General features: G+C 60.5%; 8 protein-coding genes. 5 read left to right on the forward strand and 3 right to left on the reverse strand.

Going from position 1 to position 12,847, the window contains the following annotated elements:
- Positions 1 to 26 precede the first annotated feature (26 nt).
- Positions 27 to 5,033, forward strand: coding sequence for a hypothetical protein (locus KFK14_RS17965; RefSeq protein WP_246524694.1), 5,007 nt, complete (start codon positions 27 to 29; stop codon positions 5,031 to 5,033).
- A gap of 498 nt (positions 5,034 to 5,531) precedes the next feature.
- The gene (locus tag KFK14_RS17970) at positions 5,532 to 5,975 is read left to right on the forward strand and encodes a pseudoazurin (RefSeq protein ID WP_070155111.1); all 444 of its coding nucleotides are present in this window, start codon (positions 5,532 to 5,534) and stop codon (positions 5,973 to 5,975) included.
- A 27-nt stretch (positions 5,976 to 6,002) separates the two neighbouring features.
- On the opposite strand, the gene KFK14_RS17975 is transcribed toward KFK14_RS17970, so the two are convergent.
- Positions 6,003 to 6,785 carry an FkbM family methyltransferase gene (locus KFK14_RS17975; RefSeq protein WP_212608628.1) on the reverse strand — a complete coding sequence of 261 codons (783 nt, stop codon included), beginning with the start codon at positions 6,783 to 6,785 and terminating at the stop codon, positions 6,003 to 6,005.
- Positions 6,786 to 7,000: 215 nt separating this feature from the next.
- Here KFK14_RS17975 and cysD point away from each other — a divergent pair, with 215 nt between their 5' ends.
- From cysD to KFK14_RS17990, 3 genes are read left to right on the forward strand one after another with little or no spacing between them, the layout of a single operon-like run.
- Complete coding sequence (gene cysD / locus KFK14_RS17980) at positions 7,001 to 7,930, forward strand: sulfate adenylyltransferase subunit CysD (RefSeq protein WP_070155107.1); 930 nt, start codon at positions 7,001 to 7,003, stop codon at positions 7,928 to 7,930.
- Entirely contained in the window at positions 7,930 to 9,864 is a 1,935-nt protein-coding gene (cysN, locus tag KFK14_RS17985) for a sulfate adenylyltransferase subunit CysN (protein WP_212608629.1), read from the forward strand. Before cysD ends, cysN begins: the two co-directional genes overlap by 1 nt.
- Positions 9,865 to 9,866: 2 nt before the next feature.
- Positions 9,867 to 10,607 (forward strand): 3'(2'),5'-bisphosphate nucleotidase CysQ, encoded by a 741-nt coding sequence (locus KFK14_RS17990; RefSeq protein WP_212608630.1) that lies wholly within the window; start codon positions 9,867 to 9,869, stop codon positions 10,605 to 10,607.
- A 33-nt stretch (positions 10,608 to 10,640) separates the two neighbouring features.
- Here the strand turns inward: KFK14_RS17990 and bktB are convergent, their stop codons facing one another.
- Positions 10,641 to 11,819 (reverse strand): beta-ketothiolase BktB, encoded by a 1,179-nt coding sequence (bktB, locus tag KFK14_RS17995; RefSeq protein ID WP_212608631.1) that lies wholly within the window; start codon positions 11,817 to 11,819, stop codon positions 10,641 to 10,643.
- 249 nt (positions 11,820 to 12,068) lie between these two features.
- Positions 12,069 to 12,533: a polysaccharide biosynthesis/export family protein gene (locus KFK14_RS18000; RefSeq protein ID WP_171905815.1), complete on the reverse strand. Its 465-nt coding sequence runs from the start codon at positions 12,531 to 12,533 to the stop codon at positions 12,069 to 12,071.
- Positions 12,534 to 12,847: the final 314 nt, after the last annotated feature.

Here is a 12,847-nt window from a genome sequence, read left to right on the forward strand (position 1 = left end):
GCGATGCGCCGGAGGCGGAGCGGATAATGCGGAAACTCCGGCATCTCCTTCGCGTCGTCGCTGCCCTGATGGGCCTGGCCGCGCTCCTCATCACGGGGAGCGCGTTCGCGCAAACGCGGATCGAGAATGTCGCCACACTCAGCTTCGGCACAACCGCCGGAGAAAAGACCGTTCAATCCAACAGAACCGTTTTGGATGCCATTCACACACGATATCTAACCAAATTGAGCTTCCGCCGGCTACCTGCGGGCTACCAGATCGATTATCCCACGCTGAAATGCGATAAGGACCCGTTGCGGTTCACGCCAAATGGCGTCAGCGCGGATCAACTCGCGGGCGCATCGCCGCTCAAGTCGCTGGATATCGACAACCCTCTGGTCATCGTCCTCGACAATGCCGGCGGCAATCATGATCCGGCCGTGCGTGAAACCTCCACCGTCATTGGCGATTCCGGCGTGCGTCAATTACAGATCATGTTGACGGAAACCGGGCCTGATACGGGCGTGTTCGCAGGCGCCGTTCCGCCAAGCGGCCGCCGCACCGGACGAAACAGCGAATGCGACATCACCAGGGACAATAAGGGATCGCTCAGCCTGTATTTCGCCGGGGACGCGTTCAGCCAGTCCTCATCCACCTCCCTGCTGATCGACCCGGAAGGCCATGTGTTCGATTCGCGCACCGCTGCGCTGATTGACGGCGCGATCGTGACCCTGATCGATGAGGCGACAGGGCTTCCCGCCGCTAGGGTGTTCGGCGACGATGGAGTCAGCGCCTATCCGAACCGGGTCGTCACTGGATCGACGGTCACGGATTCAGGAGGTTGGAACTATTATTTCGATAAAGGCACGTTCCGTTTCCCGCTGGCGCCGCCCGGGCATTATAGGTTAAAAATTGAGCCTCCTGCTGGTTATACGGCGCCATCGGTCGTGAAGCCGGAGGAGATAAGACAGCTTCAGGGACCGGAAGGGGCATTTATCATCGTCGATGCTTCCTATGGAGGCACGTTCGAGTTGAAGGACCCTGACCCGGTAAAGATCGACATCCCCATCGATCGACCAACTGGTTCAGAAATAACATTGGAAAAGACCGTATCGGTTCGTCAGGCGTCGCCTGGCGATTTTGTGCAATATCGCCTGCGCATGACGAACCGCAGTTCGGACAGCATTGCCTATGCGCCGGCCATCAACGACACCTTGCCAACAGGCCTGCGGTACAAACGCGGATCGACACGCGGAACGGCCGAGCCGGAGGTATCGAGCGACGGCAGAACACTCCGCTTCACCGGACTGGACCTTCCCGCCGGCGAAGCGCGTGACATCCGCTATGTCGTTGATATTGCTCCGGGTGCGCCCGTGGGCGAAGCGCTCAATCGCGCGGTCGCCATCAGCAATGGCGCAGCCAGCAACGAAGCTAGCGCGTCCGTACGCATCAAGTCGCTGCTGTTCACCGACGCCCTGACGATCATCGGACGGGTTACGGAAGGAGACTGCGGCGATCCGCTGAAAGACCGCAAGGGCATTCCCGGCATACGGCTGATCATGGAGGACGGGACCTTCGTCATCACTGACCGGGATGGCCTCTATCATGTCGAAGGGGTCCGGCCCGGCACGCATGTCGTTCAGATCGACCAGCGCAGCATCCCCGCCACGCATGAGGCCTTCGCCTGCGATAGCGACACGCGCCAGGCGGGTAGCGCCCTCTCCCGTTTCGTCGATGCGGGCGGCGGCAGCCTCAACCGTGTCGATTTCCAGCTCCGCCGCACGGGCAGAGCGGCCGATCCGAAGTTGAGCGCGCTTCCCATAAATGCGGCGTCAGACGCTGACGCCGCGGGCAACAAACCAAATTGGCTTGCCGACCAAACGCCTGGCATCGATTGGCTATTCCCCTTGGCGGATCACAACCCCCGCGCGCCGGCGCTCCGCGTTGTGATAAAGCATCTTCCCGGACAGCGTGTCGCGCTTCGCCTCAATGGCGCTATTGTCGATCCGCTGACTTTCGATGGCACGGACACGGACGATACAACCGGCGTTTCGGTGTCTGTGTGGACCGGCCTGCCGCTCGGCGAACGCGACAATGTGCTGGATGCCACGGTTTTGGATGCCTCCGGCGCGGTGGTTCAGACGCTGCAGAGAACGGTCCACTACGCCAATCAGGCGGTGCGTGCGACCTTCGTGCCGGAAAAATCCCGCCTCGTCGCCGATGGCCTTACCCGCCCGCTGATCGCCGTGCGCCTCACTGACCGGGACGGCAAGCCCGTCCGTGCGGGCACCATGGCCCCCTTCTCCGTGGACCAGCCTTATACTGCTGCGCAAGAGGCTGAGTTGCAGCAGGGCCGCCAGCTCGCCGGTCGCGAAAAGACAAGCGCGACCGCCCGCGTGGTCGGGGATGAGGGCATCGCCTTCATTTCGCTGGAACCCACCACCCAGGCAGGCGCTGCCCATGTCACCGTCACGCTGCAGGATCAGGGCATCACCCAGACCAGCGAATTCCGTCCCTGGCTGGCCGCATCGATGCAGGACTGGGTCATTGTCGGCTTCGGCAAGGGTACGGTCGGCTATGACATGCTCAAATCCCGCTCCAGCGCTCTACCCAAGGGCGAACGCAACCAGGTTGTGACGGACGGGCAGCTCTCTTTCTACGCCAAGGGACAGGTTAGAGGCTCCTGGCTGCTCACCATCGCCTATGACAGCGACAAGAAATATGATCCCGACCGCGGCCTGCTGGGGACGATCGATCCTGATCGCTACTATACTGTCTATGGCGATGGCAGCCGCCAGATGTTTGACGCGGCCACCCGTCGCAAACTCCACCTGCGGCTGGAGCGCCGGGAATTTTACGCCCTGTTCGGCGATTTTGAGACTGGTTTGGTCGACACCAAACTGACCCGCTACAGCCGAACGCTGAACGGCGTGAAGGCCGAATATCAGGGCGAACGGATCACCTTCAACGGCTTCGCCGCCAACAGCGACCAGCTCTATGGGCGCGATGAAATTCAGGGCAACGGCCTGTCCGGTCCCTATCGCCTCTCCGGCCGCGCCATCGTCCCCAATACGGATAAGATCCGCATCGAGGTGCGCGACCGCTTCCGGTCCGAGCGGATCATCGACAGCAAGCAACTCACCCGCCACATCGATTATGACATCGACGCCGACGCGGGCACGATCCGTTTTCGCGAACCGATCCTCAGCCGCGATGCGGATCTCAATCCCATTTTCATCGTCGTTGACTATGAAACCTATGGCGGCCGCTCGCGCAAGTTCGCCGCTGGCGGCCGCGTCGCCACCCGCTTTGCCGATGGCAAGGTGGAGGTCGGCGCCAGCCTGATCCGCGACGAAACCATCGGCAGCGCGACAGTCGGCGGCATCGACATCAAGGCACGCGTCACGCCGAACACCGAGATTCGCGCAGAGGCGGCGTCCGGCGGTGGCGGCGGCATCGGCGAGGGTCGCGCCTGGCTGGCCGAGGTCGAACATCACGGCCGCGTGATCGACGGCACCGCCTATGTCCGGCAGCAGGGCGAGACCTTCGGCGTTGGCCAGCAGAATGGCGGCGAGACCGGCACCCGGAAATTCGGTGTCGATGGCCGCGCTCGCCTGTCAGACCGGATCAGCATCGCTGGATCGGCCTGGCATCAGGACAATCTGGAGGATGCGGGTAGCCGCACCGCAGGAGACGTCCGCGCCGAATATCGCCGGGACAAGGGGCTGCTCTATGCCGGCGCGCAGATCGCGTCCGACACCACCCTGTCCGGCGAGAAGCGCGAGTCCAAATTGCTTATGCTGGGCGCAACCCAGCGCTTCTTCGGCCAGAAGCTGGAGATCAAGGGCGAGACCCAGTTCGCCCTTGGCGGCGCAGATGACAGCGTTGATTTCCCCGTTCGTCATACAGTCGGTGCGGCTTATGAGATCCGCAACGGCATTCGCGTGCTGGCCGAGCATGAGATCGCGGAGGGCGACAAGTTCAAGGCGCACAGCACACGCTTCGGCTTCGATGTCGCCCCCTGGACCGGCGCGAAGTTGCTCAGCACCCTCAACCAGGAAGCCATTGGCGAGAATGGCCCGCGCACCTTTGCGCAATATGGCCTCAGCCAGTCACTGCCGATCGGCAAGAGCTGGACGATCGACGCAACGCTGGACGCCAGCAAGACGGTGAAGGGGCGCATTCCGACCGGCGACATCATCAATCCCTTCCACCCCGCCGCATCGGGCGGATCGCTCGGCCAGGAACAGATCAACGGCGATTATCAGTCCGCCACGATCGGCGGCACTTACCGCGCGGACCGCTGGTCCTGGAATGGCCGCCTGGAATATCGCACCGGCAGCGAATCCGATCGTTGGGGCGTCACCACCAATGTCCTGCGCACATTGGGCGAGGGCAAGACAATCGCCGCCGGACTGCGCATGTATAAGGTGAAGGACAAGGACGGGGCCGTTGCCTCCTTCGCTTCGGCCGACATCGCCATTGCCTATCGCCCGCTGGACAGCCGCTGGTCGCTGTTGGAGCGTTTTGAACTGCGTCACGACCGCGCCGACGCTGGCATCTCCAATAATAATACGCTTGGCGTACCCTCCTTCGCTGACGGTGACCAAACGACCACAAGGGCGATCAACAACATCGCCATAAACTATCGTTCCGGCGACGAAGGCGCTGGGCACGGGCTGGAGGTCAGCCTCTATTATGGTGCGAAATATGTCCGGGGACGCTATGCCGATGATGTCTATGATGGCTTCATCGACGTGATCGGAACGGAAATCCGCAAGGATATCGGCCGGCATTTCGATGTCGGCTTCTCTGGCAGCATGCAGCACGCCTGGAAGGACGGCGCGAAATCGTTCAGCTTCGGCCCGTCGGCCGGCGTTTCCCCGGCGCAGAATGTCTGGATAACCGCAGGCTATAATATCAGCGGCTATCGCGACCGCGATTTCGAAGCCGACCGCTACACCCGCCAGGGACCCTATGTGACCATGCGCATGAAGTTCGATCAACTCTCGCTGCGCGCTGCGTCGAGAATGGTGACCGGAGCAAACCGGTAAGCCTACATAATGGTGTGTCAGTCTCTGGATTGAGCAGCGCCGCGCCAGGTTAGCGCGACTGGTCCGCCGCATCTGACAAAGCTCAAGACTGACGGCCGTCGAACCTTGCTTATCTGCAGAACCGCTGCCTTATGGTCACGCTCCTGATGCGCAGTCCAAAGAGCCGATGCCCCGTCATCGAACAATCTCACGCGAACAACCAAGACGGCACAGATATATTGTTGCACCATATAGGCTCTTATGCCGCAAACCCCTTCAGTGGGTTAAAAATAACCAGAACCGGAAACAGATATATTCGGATAAATATTATGTAGTATATTATCCATATAGGATTTCCCCTCATGGCCGCGAAGCCATTTCCGGCTTCCCAATATTCCGATTAATGCAAAGCTGTAACCTGCCAAATCCTGCTTGTCCCGGCGGACATGGCCTGTTCATCTGCTAGGGTGGAAAGAAATCCGCACAGCCAGATTCGTCGGCTGGCAACAGGAGAGATAAATGCGAATTTCATCATTGGGGATCGCGAGCGCTATAATGCTTCTGGCTGGCGCCAGCCCCGCTTTCGCCAAGGACATAAACGTCCAGATGAAGAATCAGGGCGCAGACGGAGTAATGGTTTTTGAACCGTCATTCGTGAAGGCCGCCGTTGGCGACGTCATCCATTTTCTCCCCACTGACCCATCGCACAATGCCGAAACAATGCCGGACATGCTGCCCGCTGGGGCCGCGCCGATGAAGGGCATGATGAACAAAGAGGCGGTGCTGAAGGTTACCAAGCCCGGCCTGTATGGCATCAAATGCCTGCCGCATTATGCGATGGGCATGGTCGCGCTGATACAGGTTGGCTCAGCCACGCCGGCTGACCTTACGAAAGCCAAGGCAGTGAAGCTGCCGCCCTTTGCCGCAAAGCGCATGACAGCCAACCTGGCCAAAGTGAAATAGACGGGCCGCAGCCCCGCCGCATTAGCCTCAATTCGCGTACCAGCATGCCGGAAGGACGACTTCCGGTAGATGCGGCTCTGTGGTTGCGTCCAGAGGATGCGGGAAAGGCCCCGTCGAAGGGGTAAAGCTGCCCCGATCCCTGCGCAGAAAGGTAAACTCCATGACCGGCGGGATGGCGATCCCGCCGCGGCTGACTGCGGTCAGTGAATTGTTGGGGTGAATGTGAACGATATTGTGCGTTCTGAGCAGCCGGTCGAACACGCCGCCAATCTCGCTGAGACCGAAGGGCGTATGCATGTTCCCCAGATGATGAAATTCGATCGTCATAATCCGGAAGCGGGATAATAGATCGTCGGAAATGGCGCTCAATACACGGTATTCCGCCCCCTCAATATCCATATCGAGCAGCAGGTCCTCGCCAGGGCGGATGTTACGGCAGAGGTCGTCCATGGTGATGCGATCATCGCCCGTGAAGGAATCGACCGATTTCTTGGTGAAGGTAAAGCGATCGTGCCGGGCGGGTGGGCCATCCGCCGCCGCATCGGCGATGAGCACGTCCAGCCCCAGGTCGGCAACGGCCTCGTCAAAGGTGCATTCGATCCATACGCCCGGCGAAATGCATGCCTTTATGCCTTCCAGATCATCCGGGATCAGATATCCGCCGCCATTCGCGCCGCCAAGGCGGCGCAAGGGAATGGATGATTGCATCGGCCGCATGCGCCGGACGAGCGCCGCCACCTCACCAAGTTCGGCCGTACGCTCGGACCAGAACCCTTTTTCGAGCATGAAATTGCGGGCTTGACGGAGCATCGGCCGGGCTTTCCATAAGCAGGTCAGGAAATGATGACCCGCTCATGCGGAATCCGGCGGCGTTTCGAAAGCGTTTTGATGCCGCCCTTCTGCGGCATCTGTATCAACTTAGGTCACGGCTAGGATAGTAACAGTTGGCCAAAGTTTTTCTTATTAGATGTTTGTAAGACGATCCTGATAGTGGCCGCTGACAGTTTCCCAGAAGGTTGCCGTTCATGAATTCCGTTTCCGCCGTCCCGTCTCCCTCGTCGCTGACTCACCTGCAGCGGCTGGAATCAGAGGCGATCCACATCATGCGGGAAGTCGTGGCGGAGGCCGAACGGCCAGTCATGCTCTATTCCGTGGGGAAGGACAGCGCCGTGATGCTGCATCTGGCGAAGAAGGCCTTCTATCCCTCACCTCCGCCCTTCCCCCTGCTTCATGTCGATACGACCTGGAAATTCCGCGACATGTACGCGCTCCGCAACAAGGCGGCCGCTGCGGCGGGCATGGAGCTTCTGGTCTATCAGAACCCGGAAGCATTGGAGAAAGGCATCAACCCCTTCGACCATGGCCCGCTTCACACCGATATGTGGAAAACCGAAGGGCTGAAGCAGGCGCTGGACAAATATGGCTTCGATGCGGCCTTTGGCGGCGCGCGGCGGGACGAGGAAAAGAGCCGGGCGAAGGAACGCATCTTCTCCTTCCGGACCGCGTCGCACCGTTGGGATCCCAAGGCGCAGCGGCCGGAGCTATGGCATCTCTACAACGCGCGGAAATCCAAGGGCGAGAGCATGCGGGTATTCCCCATCTCCAACTGGACCGAACTGGACATCTGGCAATATATTCATCTGGAGGGGATCGAGATCGTTCCGCTCTATTTCTCCGCGCCGCGCCCGACGGTCGAACGGGACGGCATGTTGCTGATGGTTGATGATGACCGCTTCCGCCTGAAGGAAGGCGAAGTGCCGGTAGAACGCTCGATCCGCTTCCGCACGCTGGGCTGTTATCCGCTGACCGGCGCTGTCGAGAGCGAGGCCAAAACCCTGCCGGAAGTGATCCAGGAAATGCTGCTGACCACCACATCGGAAAGGCAGGGCCGCGCTATCGACCGCGACGCCGGGGACGCCAGCATGGAGAAAAAGAAGCAGGAGGGGTATTTCTGATGAGCGAGACCCTCACGCCTGAGCCAATCTACCAGACGGATGCGCTGATCGCAGCGGACATCGACGCCTATCTGGACGTGCACCAGCACAAGACGATGCTGCGCTTCATCACCTGCGGGTCAGTGGACGACGGCAAATCGACACTGATCGGGCGCCTTCTCTATGACAGCAAGATGATCTTCGAGGATCAGCTCGCCGCGCTGGAGGCGGACAGCAAGCGCGTGGGTACGCAGGGGCAGGAGATTGATTTCGCCCTCCTCGTCGATGGCCTCGCCGCCGAGAGGGAACAGGGCATCACCATTGATGTCGCCTACCGTTTCTTCGCGACGGAGAAACGCAAGTTCATCGTCGCCGACACGCCGGGGCATGAACAATATACCCGCAACATGGTGACTGGCGCTTCGACTGCCGACCTCGCCATCATCCTGATCGACGCGCGCAAAGGCGTTTTGACCCAGACCCGCAGGCACAGCTTCCTCGCGCACCAGATCGGCATCCGCAACATTGTCCTGGCCGTGAACAAGATGGATCTGGTCGATTATGATCAGGCTGTTTTCGACGGGATTTTGAAGGACTATACCGAATTTGCCTGCTCGATCGGCATTTCCAGTTTTGTCGCCATGCCAATCTCCGGATTCAAGGGCGACAATATCACCGGCCTGAGCGCGAATACGCCCTGGTATTCCGGGCCTTCGCTGATGCAGCACCTGGAAACGGTGGAGGTCGACGCCACCGTCGATGCGCGCAAGCCGTTCCGCATGGCGGTTCAGTGGGTGAACCGGCCAAACCTTGATTTCCGGGGATTTTCCGGCCTGATCGCCAGCGGATCGATCCGCCCTGGCGATGCCGTGCGCATCCTGCCGTCCGGCAAGACCAGCACGGTCAAGCAGATCGTGACGCTCGGCGCTGATCTGGACCATGCGATTGCGGGGCAGTCCGTTACACTGACGCTGGCCGACGAAGTGGATTGCTCCCGCGGAGACGTCATTGCCAGCGCCGATAGCCCGCCGCAGGTCGCAGACCAGTTCGAGGCGACGATTGTTTGGATGGACGAGGCGGAGATGCTGCCCGGCCGTCCCTATTGGATGAAAATCGGCGCGCAGACGGTAACCGCGACGGTCCAGCAGCCCAAATATCAAGTCAACGTCAACACGATGGAGCAGTTGGCGGCAAGGACTTTGGACCTGAACGCTATCGGTGTCGCCAATCTGTCGACGGACCGGCCGATCCCTTTCGAAGCCTATGCCGATAATCGCGATCTTGGCGGGTTCATCCTGATCGACAAGATGACCAATGCCACAGTCGCGGCGGGCATGCTTCACTTCTCCCTGCGCCGCGCCGACAATATCCATTGGCAAGCGGTAGACATCACCAGGGAGGCGCACGCCGCGCAGAAGGGGCAGTCACCCAAGCTGCTCTGGTTCACGGGGCTGTCCGGCTCCGGCAAGTCCACTATCGCGAACATCGTCGAGAAGAAGTTGCACGCGCTTGGGCGGCATACCTTCCTGCTCGATGGAGACAATGTGCGTCATGGGCTTAACAAGGATCTGGGCTTCACCGACGCCGACCGGGTGGAAAATATCCGCCGCGTTGGCGAGGTCGCCAAGCTGATGACCGATGCGGGCCTTATCGTCATCACAGCCTTCATCTCCCCCTTCCGCTCGGAGCGCGAGATGGTGCGGCAGATGTTGCCGGTGGGCGAGTTTGTGGAGGTGCATATCGACACCAGCCTCGCCGAAGCGGAAAAACGGGACGTGAAGGGTCTTTATGCAAAGGCGCGGGCAGGACAGCTCAAGAACTTCACTGGCATAGACAGCCCCTATGAGGTGCCCGAAAAGCCCGAAATTCGTATCGACACGAGCAAGCTGGATGCCGAAGCCGCCGCCGACCTGATCGTGGAGCGCGTCATCGGGATATGGAGTCCCGACCTTTGAGCATGGGCGACGCAGAACTGGCGGCCCATCTTGCGGAAACCGCTGGCCGCATCCTAATGGAAGTCCGCGCATCGGGCATCTTCAGCCCCAAGGCGCTGGGCAAGGCGGGGGACCTCACCGCAAACCAGTTCCTTGTGGCAGCGATCAGGGAAGCGCGCCCGGATGACGGCCTGCTGTCCGAGGAGAGCAAATGCGACGGCTCCCGTCTTTCCAAATCGCGGGTGTGGATCATCGATCCTATCGACGGGACGCGCGAATATGGGGAGGCGCGATCCGATTGGGCCGTGCATGTGGCGCTTGCGGTGGATGGCGAACCCGTCATCGGCGCGGTCGCCCTGCCCGGCCTTGACGGCGGGATTGTGCTGAGAACGGATCGGCAAACGGCGTTGCCGGCTGGCGCGAACCCGCCGCGTATGGTCGTGTCACGCACCCGGCCTGCGCAAGAAGCCCTTGCAGTGGCCGAGGCGCTGGGCGCGGAATTGATCCCGATGGGGTCGGCAGGCGCAAAAGCCATGAGCGTCGTGCGGGGCGAAGCGGAAATCTATCTGCACACGGGCGGCCAATATGAGTGGGATAGCTGTGCGCCTGCCGCCGTGGCTGCCGCTCACGGCCTGCATATATCCCGCGTCGATGGATCGCCGCTGATCTACAATCAGGAAGACGTGTATATGCCCGACCTTCTGATCTGCAGAAAGGAATGGGCCGATCGGGTTCTGGAACTGGTCAGCGCCCCGGCCGCCTGACTGGCGGGCCGGTGACGCTTGCCAGACCAATAATCAAACGCGCTCGATCACCATCGCAATACCTTGCCCACCGCCGATGCACATGGTGATCAGACCATAGCGGCCGCCCGTGCGGGCCAGTTCATAAGCCGCCTTCACGGTCAGGATAGCTCCGGTGGCGCCAACCGGGTGCCCCAGCGAGATGCCCGATCCGTTCGGATTGACCTTCTCAGGATCGAAACCCAGCGTCTTGGACACGGCGCAGGCCTGGGCAGCGAAAGCCTCATTCGATTCAATAACGTCCATATCAGACAGTGACAGACCCGCCCGCTCAAGCGCGATCGGCACCGCCTTTATGGGACCGATGCCCATCACATGGGGATCGACACCCGCATGGCCCCAGCCCAGGATGCGAGCCATCGGCTTAAGGCCTCGTTCTTTCACCGCCTTGCCGGACGCGAGCACCACCGCAGCCGCGCCATCATTAATGCCGCTGGCGTTGCCGGCCGTTACCGAGCCATCCTTTTTGAAGGCCGGACGGAGGCCAGCCAGGCTCTCGGCCGTCGTTTCCGCGCGAACATGCTCATCCGCATCAAACAGACGAACGCCCTTGCGCTCCTTGATCTCAATCGGAAGGATCTGATCGGCAAAACGGCCCTCCGCCTGAGCGCGCGCGGCGCGGGCATGACTGTCCGCGGCGGCCACATCCTGCGCCTCACGACTGATATCATATTCCGCCGCGACATTTTCCGCGGTGATCCCCATATGGAACCCTTCGAATGGATCGCTGAGCGTCGCAATGAGGGCGTCCACCATTTCGATGGCGCCCATTTTCTGGCCAAAACGCGCGGCCGAGACGTAATGAGGCGAACGGCTCATCACCTCCGCGCCACCGGCAACCGCAATATCCGCTTCTCCCAGAGCGACCATTTGCGCCGAAGATATGATTGCCTGAACCCCCGAACCGCACAGGCGATTGAGCGTGAGCGCAGGCGCTTCCACAGGAATCCCGGCCTTGATGGCTGCGACCCGCGACATGTAGGCGTCCTGGGGAACGGTGGGAATGACCTGACCCATGACGACATGCTGAACGTCGGTTGGTTGAACGCCGGCGCGGTTGACCGCCTCCGCAATCACCTTCGCGCCGAGGTCCGCTGGAGCAAAATCCTTGAGGCTGCCGCCAAAGTCGCCAATGGCCGTGCGAACGCCCGAAACAATGTAGATTGGTTCCATCTCTGCCTTTTCCTCAAGGTCTGCAAAACGGGGATGCCCAAAAGCCGGACTCGGCCCGGACACCGGAAAGACCGCGAACTGCGATATTCATCGCCCGTAAGATACTACGGATATGGAGAGTTTTTGCGGCAATGCAATCCGACACGGGCATGGGGCCGCGTGGAAGGAAGCCATCCTCCCCCATAGAGCGATGCCGGCAAAGGAAACGGCCCGCGCCTACCCGGCGCGGGCCGTTTCATCATAGATCAATCAGAAAATGCGTTCGCCAATACGCACGGTATCGCCTGGGAAAATCGGCGTCGCGGCGGTGACCGAAATCTCAACTTCGGTTGCGGTGCCCGCCCGGCGTACGAAAATCTTGCGCTGATTGGCGCGATAGGTAAGGCCGCCCGCAGTCGCAATCGCGCTTACAGCGGTAAGCCCCGCCTGATAGGGATATGCGCCCGGCTTCTGAACTTCGCCCAGAATATAGAATGGCCGGTACTCGATGACTTCGGCGCTGACGTTCGGATTGACGACATAACCGCCATTTTTGAGCTGCGCCGCAAGATTCTGCTGGAATTGATCAAGCGTCAGGCCAGCCGCCTTCACCTGTCCAACCAGCGGGAACGCGATGACGCCGCTGTCGGAAACCAGGAACTCGGCGCTCAGATCCGTATGGCCGAATGTGATCACTCGCAGCTTGTCGCCAGCGCCCAGCTTATATTGCTGCATGGACCCTGCAGTCACTTCTGTTGTCGAGGATGGTGGCAGAGTACCTGATACACAAGCGGAACAAATCGCAGCCAGCAAGACCACGGTTCCGGCTCTCCAGTAAACACTCCTCGCCTGTTTCGATGTCGCTTTAAGCATTTGATTTACCCATTCCCGATATTTGCTACAGCAGCATCCTTATTGCACTGCGTTATCATGCGGTGCAATAGATTGCGGCGCGATGCGCTAGGTAGCGGGGACATGTGTCATTCCTGAACATGACCCTCAATCTGGCGTGTTCAGCTATACACCCGTATCTTGTTCGGGCATGAGGC

The sequence above is a fragment of the Sphingobium phenoxybenzoativorans genome, from assembly GCF_018286635.1.
Taxonomy (GTDB): domain Bacteria; phylum Pseudomonadota; class Alphaproteobacteria; order Sphingomonadales; family Sphingomonadaceae; genus Sphingobium; species Sphingobium phenoxybenzoativorans.

Coding starts and splice junctions, on each gene's coding strand:
- KFK14_RS17975 (WP_212608628.1), bottom strand. CDS start 6,785: ATGCTCCGTCAAGCCCGCAATTTCATGCTCGAAAAAGGGTTCTGGTCC.
- KFK14_RS17970 (WP_070155111.1), top strand. CDS start 5,532: ATGCGAATTTCATCATTGGGGATCGCGAGCGCTATAATGCTTCTGGCT.
- KFK14_RS17990 (WP_212608630.1), top strand. CDS start 9,867: ATGGGCGACGCAGAACTGGCGGCCCATCTTGCGGAAACCGCTGGCCGC.
- KFK14_RS17965 (WP_246524694.1), top strand. CDS start 27: ATGCGGAAACTCCGGCATCTCCTTCGCGTCGTCGCTGCCCTGATGGGC.
- cysD (WP_070155107.1), top strand. CDS start 7,001: ATGAATTCCGTTTCCGCCGTCCCGTCTCCCTCGTCGCTGACTCACCTG.
- cysN (WP_212608629.1), top strand. CDS start 7,930: ATGAGCGAGACCCTCACGCCTGAGCCAATCTACCAGACGGATGCGCTG.
- bktB (WP_212608631.1), bottom strand. CDS start 11,819: ATGGAACCAATCTACATTGTTTCGGGCGTTCGCACGGCCATTGGCGAC.
- KFK14_RS18000 (WP_171905815.1), bottom strand. CDS start 12,533: ATGCAGCAATATAAGCTGGGCGCTGGCGACAAGCTGCGAGTGATCACA.